Annotated in this window: 18 protein-coding genes; 11 read left to right on the plus strand and 7 right to left on the minus strand. The window is 43.8% G+C overall.

Going from position 1 to position 19,246, the window contains the following annotated elements; translation table 11 throughout:
- The first annotated feature begins 84 nt into the window (after nt 1-84).
- The 6 genes from E1163_RS13785 (at nt 85) to E1163_RS13810 (ending at nt 5,221) form a co-directional block, all read left to right on the plus strand.
- Nucleotides 85-933 (plus strand): transketolase, encoded by an 849-nt coding sequence (locus E1163_RS13785; protein WP_155172755.1) that lies wholly within the window; start codon nt 85-87, stop codon nt 931-933.
- 83 nt (nt 934-1,016) lie between these two features.
- Nucleotides 1,017-1,823, plus strand: coding sequence for a helix-turn-helix domain-containing protein (locus tag E1163_RS13790; protein WP_155172757.1), 807 nt, complete (start codon nt 1,017-1,019; stop codon nt 1,821-1,823).
- 95 nt (nt 1,824-1,918) lie between these two features.
- Nucleotides 1,919-2,254, plus strand: coding sequence for a VOC family protein (locus E1163_RS13795; protein ID WP_343033831.1), 336 nt, complete (start codon nt 1,919-1,921; stop codon nt 2,252-2,254).
- A gap of 139 nt (nt 2,255-2,393) precedes the next feature.
- Nucleotides 2,394-3,782 carry a vWA domain-containing protein gene (locus E1163_RS13800; RefSeq protein WP_246223670.1) on the plus strand — a complete coding sequence of 463 codons (1,389 nt, stop codon included), beginning with the start codon at nt 2,394-2,396 and terminating at the stop codon, nt 3,780-3,782.
- 112 nt (nt 3,783-3,894) lie between these two features.
- Entirely contained in the window at nt 3,895-4,851 is a 957-nt protein-coding gene (locus E1163_RS13805) for a transketolase family protein (protein WP_425482710.1), read from the plus strand.
- A gap of 1 nt (nt 4,852) precedes the next feature.
- Nucleotides 4,853-5,221, plus strand: coding sequence for a methylglyoxal synthase (locus E1163_RS13810; protein WP_155172762.1), 369 nt, complete (start codon nt 4,853-4,855; stop codon nt 5,219-5,221).
- Here E1163_RS13810 and E1163_RS13815 read toward each other — a convergent pair.
- Nucleotides 5,218-5,943 (minus strand): NUDIX hydrolase, encoded by a 726-nt coding sequence (locus E1163_RS13815; protein ID WP_155172764.1) that lies wholly within the window; start codon nt 5,941-5,943, stop codon nt 5,218-5,220. The two genes, E1163_RS13810 and E1163_RS13815, sit on opposite strands and share 4 nt — an antisense overlap.
- A 62-nt stretch (nt 5,944-6,005) precedes the next feature.
- Between E1163_RS13815 and pfkA the strand changes: the two genes are divergently transcribed.
- The 4 genes from pfkA to E1163_RS13835 are packed head-to-tail and all read left to right on the plus strand — an operon-like array spanning nt 6,006 to nt 10,586.
- Nucleotides 6,006-6,980 (plus strand): 6-phosphofructokinase, encoded by a 975-nt coding sequence (gene pfkA / locus E1163_RS13820; protein ID WP_155172766.1) that lies wholly within the window; start codon nt 6,006-6,008, stop codon nt 6,978-6,980.
- Nucleotides 6,977-7,834: an ATPase gene (locus E1163_RS13825; RefSeq protein WP_155172768.1), complete on the plus strand. Its 858-nt coding sequence runs from the start codon at nt 6,977-6,979 to the stop codon at nt 7,832-7,834. Before pfkA ends, E1163_RS13825 begins: the two co-directional genes overlap by 4 nt.
- Nucleotides 7,831-8,808: an ROK family protein gene (locus tag E1163_RS13830; RefSeq protein WP_155172770.1), complete on the plus strand. Its 978-nt coding sequence runs from the start codon at nt 7,831-7,833 to the stop codon at nt 8,806-8,808. Before E1163_RS13825 ends, E1163_RS13830 begins: the two co-directional genes overlap by 4 nt.
- A complete protein-coding gene (locus E1163_RS13835) occupies nt 8,805-10,586 on the plus strand; it encodes a glycoside hydrolase family 15 protein (RefSeq protein ID WP_155172772.1) in 1,782 nt (593 codons plus the stop codon). Before E1163_RS13830 ends, E1163_RS13835 begins: the two co-directional genes overlap by 4 nt.
- Here the strand turns inward: E1163_RS13835 and E1163_RS13840 are convergent.
- The 5 genes from E1163_RS13840 to E1163_RS13860 all read right to left on the minus strand — a co-directional run bounded on the left by E1163_RS13840 (nt 10,573) and on the right by E1163_RS13860 (nt 15,935).
- On the minus strand, nt 10,573-12,774 hold the full coding sequence (locus E1163_RS13840; protein ID WP_155172774.1) for a bifunctional alpha,alpha-trehalose-phosphate synthase (UDP-forming)/trehalose-phosphatase: 2,202 nt from the start codon (nt 12,772-12,774) through the stop codon (nt 10,573-10,575). The two genes, E1163_RS13835 and E1163_RS13840, sit on opposite strands and share 14 nt — an antisense overlap.
- 197 nt (nt 12,775-12,971) lie before the next feature.
- Nucleotides 12,972-13,976, minus strand: coding sequence for a homocysteine S-methyltransferase family protein (locus E1163_RS13845; protein ID WP_155172776.1), 1,005 nt, complete (start codon nt 13,974-13,976; stop codon nt 12,972-12,974).
- Nucleotides 13,973-14,659: a DUF3575 domain-containing protein gene (locus tag E1163_RS13850; protein WP_155172778.1), complete on the minus strand. Its 687-nt coding sequence runs from the start codon at nt 14,657-14,659 to the stop codon at nt 13,973-13,975. The genes E1163_RS13845 and E1163_RS13850 overlap by 4 nt, the downstream gene beginning before the upstream one ends.
- Nucleotides 14,656-15,408, minus strand: coding sequence for an LVIVD repeat-containing protein (locus E1163_RS13855; protein ID WP_185156086.1), 753 nt, complete (start codon nt 15,406-15,408; stop codon nt 14,656-14,658). The genes E1163_RS13850 and E1163_RS13855 overlap by 4 nt, the downstream gene beginning before the upstream one ends.
- Nucleotides 15,408-15,935: an LVIVD repeat-containing protein gene (locus tag E1163_RS13860; protein ID WP_155172782.1), complete on the minus strand. Its 528-nt coding sequence runs from the start codon at nt 15,933-15,935 to the stop codon at nt 15,408-15,410. The genes E1163_RS13855 and E1163_RS13860 overlap by 1 nt, the downstream gene beginning before the upstream one ends.
- A gap of 105 nt (nt 15,936-16,040) precedes the next feature.
- Between E1163_RS13860 and E1163_RS13865 the strand changes: the two genes are divergently transcribed.
- Nucleotides 16,041-16,940 carry a Ppx/GppA phosphatase family protein gene (locus E1163_RS13865; protein ID WP_155172784.1) on the plus strand — a complete coding sequence of 300 codons (900 nt, stop codon included), beginning with the start codon at nt 16,041-16,043 and terminating at the stop codon, nt 16,938-16,940.
- On the opposite strand, the gene ppk1 is transcribed toward E1163_RS13865, so the two are convergent.
- Nucleotides 16,937-19,135, minus strand: coding sequence for a polyphosphate kinase 1 (gene ppk1 / locus E1163_RS13870; RefSeq protein ID WP_155172786.1), 2,199 nt, complete (start codon nt 19,133-19,135; stop codon nt 16,937-16,939). The two genes, E1163_RS13865 and ppk1, sit on opposite strands and share 4 nt — an antisense overlap.
- Nucleotides 19,136-19,246: the final 111 nt, after the last annotated feature.

Genomic DNA, 19,246 nt, shown 5'->3' on the forward strand with positions numbered 1-19,246 from the left:
AAAATATAATCCTTCCAGATTGGGTCTTAAATTCGATAGGTTTCTTTAAATTCGCAACTTTAAAATTTCACACGCAGATCAGTTATGAACCAGCCCAATATTGAAGAATTAGAAAAAATTGCATCTCAGGTAAGAAGAGATATTTTAAGAATGGTACATGCCGTACAGTCGGGCCACCCCGGCGGTTCTTTAGGTTGTACAGAATATTTTGTAGCCATGTACTTCCACATTATGAAACATAGCAACAACTTTAATCCTGATGGTATTGGTGAAGATCTGTTCTTTTTATCAAATGGCCACATCTCCCCTGTCTGGTACAGCACTTTAGCCCGAAGCGGGTACTTTGATATTTCTGAACTGGCTACTTTCAGAAAGCTGGACAGCAGATTGCAGGGTCACCCCGCCACGGAAGAAGGCCTTCCTGGAATACGCGTTGCATCAGGCTCTTTGGGACAGGGATTGTCCGTAGCGATTGGGGCTGCACAAGCCAAAAAACTTAACGACGACAATCACCATGTATATGTACTTATGGGGGATGGAGAGCAGCAGGAAGGACAAGTGTGGGAAGCAGCCATGTATGCGGCACATAACAAAGTAGACAATATCATAGCTACCATAGATTACAACGGACAGCAAATAGATGGCCCTCTCAAGGAGGTACTCGACCTGCAAGACCTGAAAGCCAAATGGGAAGCCTTCGGCTGGCATGTGATAGAAAGCTACGGCAATGATATGGAATCTCTGATCGTTAAAATAAAAGAAGCCCGTTCATTGACAGGCAAAGGTAAGCCGGTATTGAACCTGATGACCACGGAAATGGGCCATGGTGTAGACTTCATGATGGGTACGCACAAATGGCATGGTGTTGCCCCTAACGATGAGCAATTGGAGCAAGCGCTTGCCCAGCTTGAAGAAACATTCAAGGATTATTAATTAAGACAAACTATAATCATCAAAAAGGATCCTGGTCGCCAGGATCCTTTTTTTATTGTTTTTTTCTTAAATTCATGGTGGATATGAACTATGAGATTATTCCACCACCGGCCAGATTATCCCCTTTCATTCGCTTCTTCTGGATACTGGAAAGCAATGAACCCTACCTGCACCGCGGACTTGCAGATGGTTGTGCAGAATTGATCTTTCACTACAATGGTATTTTTGATGAGTTGTGCGATGAGAACCAGAGGGAAAAATCTTTTTCTTCCGGCTTACACGGGCCTACCAGAAAATTCAGAAGGTTTATTATTGACAGCGGGTTTGGAATATTTGGGGTTTATATTTATCCCTTTGCTATTCCAAAACTTTTTTCCTTGCCAACCATTGCCGTGAGCAATGAAATGCCTGACTTAAAAAATCTGTTAGGCGCGGCCGGTGACAGGCTGGAGGAGCAAATTATGCTAGCTTCAAGCAACTATGAGAGGGCAAATATTCTATCAACATTTTTGGAGCATCAGCTCAAAAAAAACCTTGAAGTACCTGCAAATATTTCAGTTGCTGTTCACCATATGCTCAGCCACAGAGGGATCGTAGACATTCCCGCACTGGCAGAACATTGCTGCCTTTCTTTGCGACAGTTTGAAAGAAAATTTAAAGAATACTCAGGTTTTAGCCCCAAATTATACTCGCGCATAATCAGGTTCCAGACAGCAGCAGCCCAATATGGAGCCTCAGGAAAAAGCCTGACTGAAATCGCTTACCAATGTGGTTATTATGACCAATCCCATTTCATCAATGACTTCAAAGAGTTTTCCGGCTTCAATCCTTCAACCTACTTTTCCGGTGAAGCAGAAGGAACTGCATGGCGGGATAGCGAAATGTCGTAATTTTCCAATTCGGACCGCAATGAATGTCTAATCTTTGTGAAAGCAATCATAAAAGAAATAACACTATGAAAATCCCGGAGAATTATTTACCGATTATGCCCTACCTTATCCTAAAAGGGGCTGACAAATTCGCTGATTTCATGAAAACTGTTTTTGATGCCAAAGACCAGCTAGTGGTACCAGGTGAACGTGGCATCATGCATGGGGAACTGAGAATAGGTGATGCAGTAGTTATGTATGCCGAAGCCGGTGAAGAATTCACACCTTCACCGTCAGGTATGTTCATCTATGTTGAAAATGTGGATTCAGTATTTGCCAAAGCCCTTCAAAATGGCGCAAAAAAACTTCAGGAAGTAGAAAAAAGGGACTATGGCTATGGTGGCGGGTTCCAGGATCCGTTTGGCAACCAGTGGTGGGTTAATGAGAATTGAGATATGAGATATTAGTCGTGAGTATTCAGTCTCAATACTCACGACTAAAAACTCCTCGCTGAAAATAGTGTTTTTTATTCTAAGCAGATGTGAATAAATTTATTCATTGACTTGTTCTTGATCTAAAACCGAAAGGTCATTGATAAAAAAAGCACTACATATTATCCTGCTCCTGCTTTTACTGGCAGGCTTAGGCCATGCCCAGGAAGTTCAGCAGCAGTTGCCTGACAAAACCCGGATATTATTTCTGCTCGATGGCTCAGGGAGTATGCTGGCCGGCTGGGGCGATACCAACAGAATAACAGCAGCCAAAGAGCTACTAGGCGACCTGGTGGACTCGCTCAAAGCCAACCCGAAGCTTGACCTGGCCCTTCGCGTATATGGCCACCTCTATCGCCGGTCGAGCCAGAACTGCAAGGATACCAGGCTTGAGGTAGGTTTTGGAAAAAACAACCACAACCAGATCATCAATGAACTTAAGACCATTGAACCTAAAGGCACCACTCCTATTGCATATTCACTTGAACAGGCGGCAAATGACTTCCCGTCAACGGCTGGCTACAGGAATATTGTGATCATTATTACTGATGGTATTGAGTCATGCGACGGTGACCCTTGTGCAGTATCACTGGCTTTGCAAAAGAGAGGCATCTTCCTGAAGCCATTTATTATAGGTATAGGTATGGGGCAGGATTTCAAAGAGCAATTCAAATGTATAGGTGAGTATTACGATGCCAAAGACATCAGCTCATTCCAAAAGGCACTGGCCAAAGCGGTAAGCACCAGCCTCGATAAAACCACGGCCAGCATTGAGTTGCTTGACATTAACAAACGGCCCAGGGAAACCAATGTCAATGTTTCATTCATCAACAACTTTACCAAAGAGCCTGCCTTTGACTTTGTCCACTACCGGGATCCTCAGGGGCGGCCAGATTCAGTACAGCTTGACCCGGTGTTAACGTACGATGTGGTGGTGAACACCCTGCCACCGGTAATTAAACGAAACGTAAATTTAATACCCGGAAAACACAATGTGATCACCATCTCTTCTCCCCAGGGCAAACTTTCCATTAAGCAAAAATCTGCATCAACTTACCAGAATGGTGTAAGGGCTATCATCCGGGAACGAGGCAAAACTGCTATTGTTAATATTCATGACATCAACACCCAGCAGCAGTACCTGGTAGGCAAATATGACGTGGAAGTGCTTACTACACCTCGCAGACATTTCAGGAATGTAGAAATTAATCAGGACCAGACTACCACCCTTACCCTGCCTGACCCCGGGCTGCTCAATCTTTATAATAATGCTCCCGGGTATGGCAGTATATATGAAATAGACGAATCGGGAAGGCAGGAATGGGTCTACGATCTGGCCCACGACCAGTCAAGAATAAGCCTGGCACTACAGCCGGGAACATATAAAATAGTATTCAGAGTAGATAAAGCCCCTGGCAGTAAATATACCGCCATCAAAACAGTGACCATTGAATCCGGCAGGTCGGCAGTGGTCAAACTCTTTAACTGACCCTTACTTTAAAGCCATCAAGTAATTACAAAACATTTTTACTGATTTTAAAAGTAAACTCTTAAATTTGGGCTTCGAAAAAATTGATCACTTTATTAAATCATACCTAGCAGTGGCTAAATTCACATTTTCAGAAAAAAAAGATACGCGTTCAGGCTTTGGAGACGGCTTATTGGAAGCCGGTAAAAAAAATGACAAAGTTGTTGGCCTTTGTGCAGACCTCACCGGGTCATTAAAAATGGGTGACTTCAAAAAAGAGTTTCCTGAAAGGTTCTTTCAGGTAGGCATTGCAGAAGCTAATATGATCGGATTGGCGGCAGGTATGACTATTGGAGGCAAAATCCCTTTCACAGGTACATTTGCCAATTTTTCTACCGGAAGGGTTTATGATCAAATCAGGCAATCAGTAGCCTATTCTGGCAAAAATGTTAAAATATGTGCTTCCCATGCCGGGTTAACCCTCGGAGAAGATGGTGCAACCCACCAGATACTGGAAGATGTAGGCATGATGAAAATGCTGCCTCACATGACTGTGATTGTACCATGTGACTACAATCAAACCAAAGCGGCTACCATAGCCATTGCTGAACATGAAGGCCCTGTTTACCTGAGATTCGGAAGACCAAAATGGCCTGTTTTCACTCCTGCAGATGAAAAGTTCGAAATCGGTAAAGCCATAAAAATGGTAGAAGGTTCTGATGTTACCATCTTCGCCAACGGGCACATGGTTTGGCAGGCTATTCTGGCAGAAGAAATCCTGGCAGAAAAAGGTATCAGCGCTGAGATCATCAACATCCACACCATTAAGCCACTGGATACGCAGGCAATTCTTGATTCTGTGAAGAAAACCGGTTGCGCTGTTACTGCTGAAGAACATCAGATCAATGGTGGCTTGGGCGAAAGCGTAGCCACCACCTTAACGGCCAACTATCCTGCTCCTGTTGAAATGGTAGCTGTTCAGGATTCATTCGGTGAGAGCGGAACCCCGGAAGAGTTACTCGAAAAATATGGACTTGGCCCTAACGACATTGTAGAGGCTGCTCTTAAGGTCATATCAAGAAAAAAATAATATGCGCATTGCGATAATAGCACATGATGGAAAAAAGCCTGAAATGGTGGCTTTTTTACTCAAAAACAAAGATAAATTGAAACAAGTTGAGCTATTTGCCACCGGTACCACCGGTGGCCATGTAGCCAATGCCGGGCTGAAAGTAACCAAGCTCTTATCAGGTCCGATAGGTGGTGATGCTCAGATTGCATCCATGGCGGCAACCAATGAATTAGATATGGTTATCTTCTTCAGGGACCCGCTGGGCAAGCATCCACACGAACCGGATGTTCAAATGTTGCTTAGAATATGCGATGTACATAACATTCCATTGGCCACCAACCCGGCAACTGCCGAGCTCATGATTGAAGGTTCGTCAAGAATAGATTAAAACCAGAATTTATCTTTGATCCGCATGTAGCGCTTGCGGTCAAATTCATAATATTGAGCAGGCTTGTGTGGAACACCCTGCTCTTTTTCATTTAGGGGCTTGAGTAATTTTGCTGTAAGGAATTTTTTCCTGAAATTCCTCTTATCAATAGTATGGTTCAACACCGCCTCATAAAGCTTCTGTAGCTGACGCAGGGTAAACTTTTCAGGCAAAAGCTCAAACCCTATTAAGGGGTCATATTTCAAATTAAGCCTGAGTTGTTCCAATGCCTTATCAACGATCACGTTGTGGTCAAAAGCCAGTTCTCCCAACTCATATACCGGCTCCCACCGTACATCCCGGGCAAAGGAAGCCGCTTTGGGCGAAAAATTCTGGAGGTTGACCAGAGAGTAGTAAGCAATTGTTATTACCCTGGCCGATGGCTCCTCTCTTACATTTCTCAACCATTGCACATCCCGCAAGTCCTTGATCCTGTCCGGGTCGCCAAAAGCCTGTAATTGCTTCAAATAAATATCTGACAAACCCGTTAATTCATAGAGCACCCGGTTTGCCGAATCGTCAAGGGTTTCATCATCCAGAATTAAATCTCCCGGCAACGCTGAAACACCTCCCCCCTGCTCACGTTCTATAATAAGTACGTTGAGCCGGACTCCGTCGAAACCGAATATCACACAGTCTACCGACACGTGTGGGTTAAAGTTATTTACTGTATTCCTTGTCAATTTCCTATTGCCTAAGTGTATCTTTTACACTAACTTTGATTGTCAAATATAAAAAAATATTAATGAGCACTGAAATAAAAAAAATTGCGGTCTTTACTTCCGGTGGAGATGCTCCCGGAATGAACGCGGCCATCCGGGCCGTAGTAAGAGCCAGTATTTACTACGACAAAGAGGTTTTCGCAGTATACAGAGGCTATGAAGGCATGATCGATAATGATATCGTTCCCTTGGATGCCCGGTCAGTAGGTAACATTATTCAACGAGGTGGAACCATACTGAAATCTGCACGAAGCAAAGAATTCAGAACACCGGAAGGCCGTAAGCAGGCCTATGACAACCTCCGCGCCCGCGGCATTGATGCTTTGGTAGGTATAGGCGGAGATGGTACCTTTACCGGGCTTCACAAATTCTATGAAGAGTTCAATATGCCTGTGATATGTATTCCCGGCACTATTGATAATGACCTTCCCGGCACTGATTATACCATAGGATACGATACTGCCACCAATACTGCAGTAGAAGCTATCGATAAGATCCGTGACACAGCCTTATCTCACAACAGACTCTTTTTCATTGAAGTTATGGGAAGGGACTCCGGTTATATTGCCATCAACAGTGGTATTGCCGGAGGAGCGATAGCCGCAATCATCCCCGAAGAAAAAATGACCACTGATGAGCTGATCGCTATGCTGGACAAAAGTGACAAACGCTCAAGCCTGGTAATAGTCGCCGAGGGAGGAAAAAGTGGAAGTGCTATTGAAATAGCTAAACAAGTCAATGAAAAATTTAGTTATTATGATACAAAAGTGACTATATTAGGTCACTTACAGCGGGGAGGTTCGCCATCCTACTTTGACAGGGTGTTGGCCAGCAAGATGGGTATAGCTGCTATTGAAGGGTTGATCCAGGGTAAAACTGACGTTATGGTAGGTGTTCGTGACAAGACAATGGTATATAATGACTTTAATACCACCATGAATAAGGACCGTGAGATTGAACCGGAATTATTAAGAATAGCTAAAATCTTGTCTATATGATATTAATTGGCATCAGCGGCTCTACAAAATGCGACTGGCGGCTTGTAGAGGACGCTAAGATCTTAAAACAAGTAAGCACTGATGGCATTAATCCATTCTTCCATAGTGAAGAAAAGATTGCCGAAACCATAAAATCCGCAGGGGAACTTGCCAGCCACTTCGATGATATTGAGGTTGTATTTATTTACAGTGCAGGCTGTGGCAGCAAGAGCCTGCAGTCCATCGTAAAAAGAGCCCTTTCCAAGGTAATTCCCAAGGCCCATCATTATGTGAACCATGACATTGTAGCCTCTGCTCTGGCTACATACGAAGGCGTACCAAATATATCGTGCATCTTAGGCACAGGTTCGAATTCATGTTATTTTGATGGTGATATTGTGAGGCAGGAAACCCCGGCGCTTGATTATATTCTGGGAGATCAGGGCGGTGGCAGCTATTATGGCAAAAAATTGCTGAATGCCTATCTCTATAAAAAGCTACCGGCAAACCTGCACGATGCATTCTCTGAAAAGTATAGCCTTACCAAAGATGAAATACTTGAGAATGTATACATGAAGCCCTATGCCAATGTCTACCTGGCTTCATTCATGAAGTTCATTGAAGAGTACAAAGAGGATGAATACTTTCAGAGCATGCTCCATGAGGGCATGAGTGAATTCATGGATCTTTATGTTACCCCTTTCAGTAAACATCAGACGATCAAGACCCATTTTACAGGTGCTATTTCGTACATTTTCCAGAACATACTCAAACCTGTTGCAGAGGAGAAGGGCATCCTGGTCGGGAAGATCATTAAAGAACCTATCAATGACCTGGTACAATATCACATTAAAAAACATTATCAAAAATCATGAAGGAAGTAACAGTCGGCATTGATATAGGTGGTACAAACACCAAATTCGGCATCGTTGACAGCGCTGGCACTGTGCTTTACCAGAGCAAGCTGCCTACCCAAAAACACGCTGATTTCAAAGATTATATCCAGGAGCTGGATGGTGCTATAAAATACGGAATAGAGCAAACTCCCGGTGACCTTCATATCACCGGCATCGGAGTAGGTGCTCCAAATGCAAACTTTTACCGCGGCACTATCGAACATGCTCCCAACCTGGTTTGGAAAGGCATAATTCCGATCGTAGAAATAATGCAGGAGGATTTTAACGTGCCGGTGATCATAACGAATGATGCCAATGCAGCAGCCATGGGTGAAATGATCTATGGCAACGCTAAAAACATGAAAGACTTTATCGTCATCACTTTGGGTACGGGCCTGGGTTCAGGTATTGTGGCCAATGGTGAACTTATCTATGGATACGACGGTTTTGCTGCAGAACTAGGCCATGTAACAGTGAACCCTAACGGCAGAAACTGTGGATGTGGCAGGGTCGGTTGCCTAGAAACCTATGTATCCGCTACAGGAATAAAAAGAACAGTATATAAATTGCTCGCAGACCATATTGAAGAAAGCGAACTGCGCGGCATCAGCTTTCATGACTTGTCTACCAAAATGATTACAGAAGCAGCAGAACGCGGGGACTCCGTGGCTAAAGCGGCGTTTGAGTACACCGGGAAAATACTGGGTTCCAAACTGGCCGATAGCGTAGCCCATACTAACCCGGAAGCTATATTCATTTTCGGAGGCTTGTCCCTGGCCGGTGATTTGATCTTTGCCCCTACCCGTAAACACCTCGAAGCCAACCTCATGCCTATTTACAAAAACAAAGTAAAAGTATTACCTTCAGGACTTCAAAATCAGAGTGCTCCTATTTTAGGTGCAAGCAGCCTGGTGGTAGACCATTTAAACAAGAAATCTTCAGTTAATATATGACAAAACATACGTATGACTATGGCTTGATCGGTAACTGCTCCTATCAGGCGCATATTCACAAAAACACCAATATTGAATGGATGTGCTGGCCCCGTTTTGACAGCAGTTTCATATTCGGAAAAATGCTGGACACTGACAAGGGTGGGGAATTTTCAATATTGCCAGATGGAGAAATAAAAGAAAGCAAACAATACTACCTGGAAAATACCAACATCCTTTGTACCGAGATCGCCTCAGAAGAAGGACGGTACAGGGTAACGGACTTTGCTCCCCGTTTTCATCAATACGACAGGTATTTTAAACCTCTGATGCTGATCAGAAAGGTGGAGCCAATTGAGGGAAGGCCCAGGGTAAAAGTTGCCTGTCACCCAGTAGGCGACTATGGCAACCTTAAACCGACCCAGTATGAAGCAAGCAACCACATTGAATACCTCGGTCTGGATAAAGAAGTAAGGCTAACCACCAACTTCCCGCTGTCATACATAGTTCAGGATAATTATATTGTACTCAATGAAACCAAGTATCTGGCTCTTACCTACGGCGCTCCTTTGGAAGCACCACTGGTCAGTACTTGTGAAACTTTCCTGGACCGTACCAAGAGGTACTGGAGAGGATGGGTAAAGAACCTTAGCGTGAGTAATTTCCATCAGGCGGACATCAACCGGTCAGCGCTGGTGCTTAAGATCCACCAATATGAAGACACCGGGGCCATAATAGCTGCCGGAACTACTAGCTTGCCGGAAGCTCCCGGCAGTGGACGGAACTGGGACTACCGCTATTGCTGGATGCGCGATGCTTATTATACACTTACGGCATTCAACAATATTGGTCACTTTGAAGAACTGGAGAGGTACTTTAACTACATCGTCAATATATCGGTGAAGTCGAGGGAAAGATTTCAGCCTCTTTATGGTATTACCGGAGAAGAAATGCTCACGGAGCGCACGCTCGACCTTAAAGGTTACATGGGCAATCAACCGGTCAGGATAGGCAATCAGGCTTTTACCCACGTGCAAAATGACGTGTATGGACAAATACTGGCGGCACTACTACCGCTGTATGTTGACCGCCGGTTTATTAACCTGGAACGCTCGGATTCATTGCATCTGGTATATGACATCCTAAAACAGATCGACCAGCTCATGCACGAGCCGGATGCCGGGCTTTGGGAGTTCCGTACGCTGAGCCAGTACCATTGCTATACCTATCTGTTCCACTGGACCGGTGCAAAGGCTGCTTATAAAATAGGCAAGATGTTTGGCGATGAAAGAATTACACAACTCTCAGAAAAGCTCATTAAAGAAGCTTCTGAAAAAATAGAGGCCTGCTTTGATGCTACCCGGGGAGTGTACACACAAGCCATTGGCTCTAAAAACCTGGACGCCAGTAACCTTCAATTGATTATGATGGGATACCTGGAAAATGGTTCTGAAGCTACACAAAAGCACCTCAGAGCGCTTGAAGCAGAACTCAAGTCCAACGAAGGCCTGTTCTACCGCTACAAACATGCGGATGATTTTGGCGAACCGGAAACTACTTTCCTGATCTGCGCATTCTGGCATGTAGAAGCCTTGACTTGCGCAGGACGAATAGACGAGGCTATAAAAGCTTTTGAAAACCTCCTGACTTACAGCAACCACCTTGGCTTGCTAAGTGAAGACGTGGATGCCAAAACAGGCAGCCAGTGGGGGAATTTCCCCCAAGCTTACAGTCACGTAGGATTGGTTAATGCTGCTTACAGAATAAGCAGAAAGCTGGACAAGCCTAACTTTTTATAGGAGTTTTAGCCTGTGCGACCATTTTTTCAAGCAGGTCTCTGACCGCAAGATGGTCGCGCACGCTGAATCTGGCTCCTGAACGCAGATCTCCAACTTTAATGGTATAGGCGTGCTTAGGCATGGCTTTAAAAGTATCTTCATCCGTCCAGTCATCTCCAATAGCCATTACAAAGTCTGCTTTACTCTTCTCAATCCATCTTGAGCTTGCTTTTCCTTTGTTTACTTCAAGGTTCTTGATCTCCACTACCTTATTCCCTTCCAGTACCTGAAGGTTCATGTTAACAGAAAGGTATTTTAAATGACTGATGATTTCCCTGGCCCTGAGTTCACCCAGACCGGTTTCCACTTTACGGTAATGCCATACCAGTGAGTAGTCCTTCTCTTCAATAAAGGAACGTGGCGTTTTATCGCAATACATTTCAAGTATCGGCCTGATCTCTTCCTTCCAGGTGCCGTCAAGAGTATCGATGGTCTTCCACTCTTTTCCTCTCATGCGTACCCATACACCATGCTCGCCTACGAACTCTACATCGAAATGTCCCAGCCAGTTTTGGAGGGTATTCTTGTCCCTTCCGCTGATCATGATCACATGCGTATTTTCCATAGCGGTAAGAGCACTGATAATATCGAGTAACTGTTGGTCCGGTTTCGCTTTCTGAGGATCACTGTTAAAGGGCACCAGCGTACCATCATAATCCAGGAAGAGCAGTCTTTCCTTGCTTTCTTCAAAGTCCTTCAGGAGTTTGGCCTTCATGGATGCATCCATCACCTTGGTAGCCATCTTCTTCTGTTTGTCCTTAACCCCTGTTAACCTATCAAGGAACAACTTCACCCAATGGTGAATACTGAATTTCTTCAACGTATCCTGCATATAGTTCATATGCACTTCCTGCTCCTCTTCGGGCATAGTCAGTGCCTCATATATAGCATCCACTACCTGATGTTTATCATTAGGGTTTACTATGATCGCCTCTGAAAGCTCTTTAGATGCCCCGGCCATCTCACTGAGAATCAGTACGCCATGCTTATCCAGTTTACTGGCTATAAACTCTTTACATACGAGGTTCATACCATCCCGCATAGGTGTAACCAGTGCTACATCGGCCATACGATAGAAAGCCGACAGGTCTTCCAGCGGGAAAGATCTGTAGAAATAATGGATAGGCGTCCAGTTCATGGAGCCATACTTTCCGTTGATCCGGCCTACCAACAGATCTACCTCCTCTTTCAGGTGTTTGTACTTCTCAACATTGTCTCTCGAAGGCACCACAATCATCAGCAGGGATACTTTGCCCTGGTATTCCGGGTGTTTGCTCAGGAAGATATCAAAGATCTGCAGACGGGCCGGTATACCTTTGGAGTAATCCAGCCGGTCGATGGAGAGCATTAACTTCTGGTCTCCTAAGGATGTCCTGAACTTCACTTCCCTGCTCAGTGTGGCAGGTGATGCCGCGGAAGCAGCATATTTATCGTAGTCAATACCAATAGGGAACGAATCCACCACAATGGTCCTGCGGTCGCGCATGATCTGACCGTGGTGGTTACCTATAAAATTGATCCGGCTTACCGAACTCAGGAAGTGGCGCATATCGTCATAAGTATGGAAACCAATGAGATCAGAGCCAAGTACACCGTCGAGAAGTTCCCTCCTCCACGGAAGAAGACGGAACACCTCAAAAGATGGAAAGGGTATATGCAGAAAGAACCCTATGCTTGCATCGGGAAGCTTCTGCCTGATCATGTCTGGTAAAAGCATTAACTGATAATCATGCACCCAAATGGTATCATCCGGATTGGCCACTGCAACTACTTCGTCACAAAATTTTTGGTTTACTTTCTGGTATTCGAGCCAGTATGATTTTTTGTATAAAGCGTATTGATTAAAATAATGGAAGGTCGGCCACAATGTTTCATTACTAAAGCCCTCATAATAGAGCTTTATTTCATTCTCGGTTAAAAAGACCGGCCACATGTTTTCATCCTTAAGCCTTTCTGTAGCCTCCTTTTTGTTGTCCTCATCCTGAAAATACAAGCCGGGCCAGCCTACCCACACATTATCGCCCTCTTTATAAATTGAACCAAGGCCTGTTGCCAGACCCCCTTCGCTGGGTTTGTATTGTAATTCTCCTTTATTGTCTTTTTGTACTTTAACAGGAAGTCTGTTAGAAACTATTATTGTTCTTGCCATGCTTGAATATACCAAATGAAATTGTAATGAGAAAAGAGTTAAAGCCAAACTATCACCAAAATAACAGGCAAACCTGCCTTTGGTTTACCGTTTTCCAAGGTTTGCGACAAAACCGCAAACGATTACAATGAGCCTGGGGACAACTCCTTGCACAATATGCATGGCAGACAAAAAATTAAACGTTTGGGTTAATTTTTTCAGCCAGCCTGCAACTCAGGTATGCGTCTTGGCGGGTATTTTGCCGCCACGTCAGCGATAGCCCTGATATGATCGGGGGTAGTACCACAGCATCCCCCTATAATGTTGATCAACCCTTCTTTTAAAAACACTTCTATCTGCGCTGCCATAGCCTCCGGGGTTTCGTCATACGCTCCGAATTCATTGGGCAAACCGGCATTAGGGTGCGCACTTACAAAGAAATGTGAATCTTTGTTGAGCACTTGCAGGTAAGGCCTCAGATCTTTTGCTCCCAACGCACAATTTAAACCAATACTGAGCAGTGGCATATGTTCCAAAGAAATGAGGAAAGCCTGGGTAGTCTGACCTGAAAGGGTACGGCCGCTGGCGTCGGTAATTGTACCTGAAACCATCACGGGGATCTCCTTCCCTATTTCATCAAAAAGCTCTGAAATACCAAATAATGCGGCTTTGGCATTCAGGGTATCAAAAACCGTTTCGACCAACAGCATATCAACTCCACCGTCGATAAGTGCTTTTGCCTGCTCCTTATAAGCAGCCGCAAGTTCATCAAAACTTACTCCGCGATAGCCCGGATTATTTACATCAGGTGATATTGAAGCGGTTTTATTTGTAGGCCCGATGGAACCGGCTACAAATCTTGGTTTATCAGGTTCTGCAGCGGTAAATTCATCGGCTGCTTCCCTCGCTATTTTAGCAGATTGATAGTTGAGTTCATACACAGCATCTTCCAGGTGGTAATCGGCCTGTGCTATGGTTGTGCTGCTAAAGGTGTTTGTCTCTGCAATATCAGCTCCGGCTTCAAAGTATTGCCTGTGGATATCTTTGATAATATCAGGCCTGGTGATCGAAAGCAGATCATTATTGCCCTTGAGTGGGTATTTATGGTCTTTGAATACTTCTCCTCTAAAATCCTCCTCGGTCAGTGTATGCCGCTGGATCATGGTACCCATGGCTCCGTCCAGAACCAATATACGCTTTGAAAGTATTTCCTGTATTGTCATTTTATTCTTACTGAAAGTTTAACACCTAAGCCAATGGCAACTCTGGTCTCGACATAGTCCGAAAAAAAACCAAAAAAATCCGTCGTTTCATTAGCATTATCGTAACCTGCAGGCTCATTGAAGCGTGCATAGTTACCCCACCTTACTCCCCAACCGGCATTAATATCTATCAGGAAGCTCGGGGACAAATATTTTTGAACTCCTATGCGGTGAGTTAACGAATAAATGATCCTTCTCTCCTCAATTTCTGTCCGTTGACGATATTGACAGCCCTGGCCATTGCAATCATATTCAAAGGTAACCGATTTATCATTTTTTAACCTATTATAATCAAAAGAAAGGGACACATACGCCAGCTTTTTATCTTCCTGCCGGACAGGCAAAAAGTAATACCTTACTTCCGACTTTAGCTTATATCCTCGCTTTTTGTCCAGATTATACCTATGATCGACTTCACTCAGACGAACCACCGGTGAACCACCCACCTGCACTGTCATCCTGTCTCTGATCTTCACCTCAGCATCTATTTGCACTGTTGGAAAAGTATTGATAAGATGGAGTGGGCTCCATTTGACGGAAAGAGCAGGTATGCCACCGTATATTTTCTCGTTGTTTTTATTATCCTGACCATTGACAGTAGCATATGCTGCCAATATCAAAAACACTACCTGGATAATCTTCATTCTATAACCGGGATTTCACTTAATAGCAGAGGGGTAACAGGATCACTAATATCAAACTGGTAAATACCATCGGCTCCGGTAAGCAAAAGCCTGCCCTGATCAATAACAATGACGTCATAGGCATCCATTTCCAGCTCTTTTTCAAGAAATACATTTGAAGGATCCTCTACGTTGAGAATCTTAAGGCCATGCTGCCCTTCACACAGATAGACATAATTACCTGCAACTCCCAGACCATAGGGAGACTCAAGGTCACTGTATTGCCCCAGTTGTTTAGGATTCACCGGATCGGTGATGTCTATTACCTCAAATAAATTTGCATTGTTAAATCCACAACCCGCGCGCAGTGATACATAAGCAAAGTTACCATTCACTACAACAGGATCGCAGTTAGTAACATGTTCGTAAGTGCTTGATTTAACAGGATTGTCGGGGTTGGAAATATCAAAAATGTGCATACCGGATTGGGCTCCGATATATAAATAGTTTCCTCTTGGAAAGATAGTCTCAATATCAAAACCAATAGGGGTTTTTGTCTTGAATTGTGGCTTGGCAGGGTCAGCAAGACTGTAATTTAACAATTCTGACTCCCCCACCACGTATAGATTGTTGCCACTGATGGCAAACCTGGCCAGTGATCCTCCCTGACCGGAAAGGTTGACTGATGCATTGTCTGAGTCACCGGCACAACCATAGCAAAAGATCAGTAGCCATAAAAAACCAATATAAATTAACGTTTCTTTTTTCATTACCAATAGCATTCAGGATTCATAACTACTTTCTTTTCCCATCCCACGATGAGATGTTTTCTTGCCCTGTCAATACACTCGAAATACCCCTGCTCAGGCGGCATGGTTACCATATAAGAATATACTCCTTCTTCACGGGCAGTAATCTCCGGGTTACGCAGGTCACTAATATTTATTGTAACCAGGTCCCCCACATGATCTGCATACAAATAGTTGCCTCTCACGGCCATATCAATATTGCCCTGTATTTTCATAAATCCTAAATATTCAGGAGTTGAGGGGTCTTGATTATTGATTACATGAATACCGGCATACTGTTCATTAACAAATAAATAGCTACCATAAACATATATTTTGCCCGGCTTTTTCAGAGGATAGCTGTCCTGGAAGTTTATTGTCGAACTTTCGTTGTCAGCATATATCGGGGCGTACACTTCCATTTCCCCCAGATTTTCCTGAGGTTCATCATCAGTATATACGCAACTACAAAATATTAGACTTAAGAAAATGTATTTTACGCGCTTCATTATGCTAATAACCGGATTAATATTGTTAATAAAAAGAAATCAATATGAAAAATTGATAGCTAAACTTTATTATTTAGTTTTGGTTCTGGTATAAAAAGCATCAATTTGAAACTAGCAGCTATAGACATCGGATCTAATGCCATCAGGCTACAAGTAACTAATACCATACGCACCAAGGGTCAACTGAATTTCAAAAAGCTTGAATATGTCAGGTTCCCGCTCCGGTTAGGACAGGACGTTTTTAATACCGGAAGTATCAGTCCGGCAAAAAAGGCGAAATTCAAGAAACTGATGAAGGCTTTTAAACTGCTCATAGACCTTTATGAGGTAGACGATTACATGGCGTGCGCTACTTCTGCTATGAGGGAGTCTAAAAACGGAATGGAAATCGTAAAGGAGATAGAGGAAGATGTAAAGCTAAAGATCCGGGTGATTGATGGCAAAAATGAAGCACTGCTCATCAACAATGCCATTAGTTCATTCCTGGACAGAAAGAAGAACTACCTCCATATAGATGTTGGGGGTGGAAGCACAGAGCTGACCATCCTTAAAGGTGGCAAAAAAGTCGCTTCAAGGTCATTTAAGATCGGGTCTGTAAGAAGGCTGGAGCACCACGACTCGCCTGTGATCTGGCGGAACATGAAAAAGTGGGTTTCTGAAAAAATGGTTGAGTATAAAGATAAAATAACTGCCGTTGGTACAGGTGGTAACATCAACAAGATCTTTGAACTGGCCCAGAAGGCTCCCGGAGACAAAATGTCGCTCACCAAAGTAAAAGAAGTGCAGACATTTATCAGGGGACTCAGTATGGAAGACCGGATTAACGAACTACAGCTTAACCCAGACAGGGCTGATGTGATCATTCCGGCCTCAGAAATCTACATTGCTGTGATGGAATGGGCGGGTGCCAAAAACATCATCGTGCCTGACGTAGGCCTGAAAGATGGCATTATGCAACACCTGTATGAGCGCAATACGAACAAGGAAACGATTAAATTCAGCTAGTTTAAGCCAGCATCTATATCATTACTAACCTTCTCCTCCACTGTTACCTCGGGTAGCGATTTCTCTATTACCGGCTTTTTCAAGGTTAGGTCAAGGTCCAGCAGTGTCTCCCTGGAAACATTATAAAACTCTTTGTGAATGTTGAATTCAGGCTCGTCACCGTCTGGATGCTTCTTGCTGTAGGTGCCGTCTTCATGCATCACATAGCTGTTTACATTATCCTTGAGGTTATACTGGAGGATGTTAATGATCTGCTTTTTCAACAGGTCATCAGTGATCATAAATAGGGATTCAAGGCGACGCTCAAAACTGCGCACCATCATATCTGCACTACCAATGTATACTTTTGATTCTCCATTGCTATGGAAATAATAGATACGTGAATGCTCGAGATACTGCCCCACGATGGACATAACCTGTATATTTTCACTAAGCCCTGCCCTACCCGGCCTAAGGCAGCACATGCCGCGCACAATGAGCTTAATGGGTACTCCTGCCTGAGAGGCTGCATATAACTCATCTATTGACTCCTTGTCTTGCAGTGAATTGATCTTGATAACAATCCCCGAAGGCAGGCCTTTCCTGGCATTTTCAGCCTCTGCTCTGATCAGCTCTACAAGCTGCTGGCGCATATCTTTAGGTGCAGTGATCAGGTTCAGGTAAACATTGGGCATGGAGTGCCCGGTAATAACATTGAAGAACTCTGACACATCATGGGCATAAACCTCGTTGGTGGTCAGCAACCCAAGATCGGTATAGAATTTAGAGGTGGATTCGTTGTAGTTACCGCTTGAAAGGTGTACATAGCGAGTCACTTTCTCACCTTCTTTTCGCACGATAAGGAGCAGCTTGGTATGGGTTTTAAAGCTACTGATTCCATAAATAACAAAGCATCCGGCCTTCTGCAGCCTTTGCGCTTCACGAAGGTTATTCTCTTCATCAAAGCGGGCTTTAACCTCAAACAGTACAGAAACGTGTTTACCGTTTTCGGCCGCTTTCAACAAGGCGGCAGTTACGCGACTATCTTTAGCAAGCCTGTAAATGGTGATTTTTATAGCCAGCACTCCCGGATCCTCGGCGGCTTTCTCCAAAAGTTCGAGTACAGGCTCAATGCTGTTGTACGGATGGTGCAGCAATACGTCACGCTCGTTCAGTACATCCAGGATGTTGTAGTCATGGATCTCAGGATAGCTCAATGGAGGAACTGGCACTGGCACTTCCATCCGAAGATCCCTGAACTGAGGGTGATTGACTATTTGCATCAGTCCCGTAAAATCCAGAAGGCTCTTTCTCTTTATTTTAAAAATATTGTCATCATCAATGTCCCACCTTTCCTTTAATACTTTGAGCATCCACTGATCGGGTCGTCCGGAAACCTCAAGTCTCACTACACGCCCTGTCCTCCGCGTTTTTAACTTTTTCTTAAGCTCTTCCAGAAAGTTTGCTTCAATATCATCACTCTCTTCCAAGGTAAAATCACCGTTTCGGGTAATTCTGAACAGGTTAACAGATAGTACCTCCACATTCCTGAAAAGGTGCTTGATATTGTTTCTGATCACATCTTCTACGGGTACAAAATGTATGACTTCTTCCCTCTCAATCTCCAGAAACTTAGGCAGGTTGGAAGGTATCTGTATAAAGGACAGCTTCTTATAATCCACACTGCCATCCTCCGCCTTTGTAACCACACCAAATACCAGCCTGTTGGATATCAGGATAGGAAATGTGTGGTAATTGTCATATGCCATGGGTGTAAGCATAGGGTAGATCGTGGTTTCGAAATAGCTGTTTACCCTGGCTTTTTCTTCACTGGTCAGTTTTTTATAGGTAGTAATAGAAAAATCATGCTCTTCAAACAGAGGTATGAGTTCATTAATAAAAAGGTTATGCTGCTGATGCGAGAATTGTTTTGTCCTGGTAAATATTACCTTCCTGAACTGGATTTCTTTGAGACCTGAGTAATCGATCCTTGGCTTATTATAATCCAGATAGTTATACAAACTACCCACCCTGATAGTGAAAAACTCATCGAGGTTGGATTCTGTAATGGCCAGAAACCTCAACCTTTCGATAATACTCTTGTTAGCGTCCCTGGCCTGGTCCAGAACACGATCATTAAATTTAAGCCAGCTCAGATCACGGCTGACGTAATCACTTTGGGCAATTTGCTTCTTAATCTTTTCCGGTAATATCATATCACTAACAAAATAATCATCTATGCAAAAACAAAAAACCAATCTTTAAAAGTTTTTCTAACCCCTTTAAACAGGAAAAGGGTTCCAATCAACAGAACCCTTTCCAGATTG

This window comes from Fulvivirga kasyanovii (genome assembly GCF_009711405.1).
Lineage (GTDB): Bacteria > Bacteroidota > Bacteroidia > Cytophagales > Cyclobacteriaceae > Fulvivirga > Fulvivirga kasyanovii.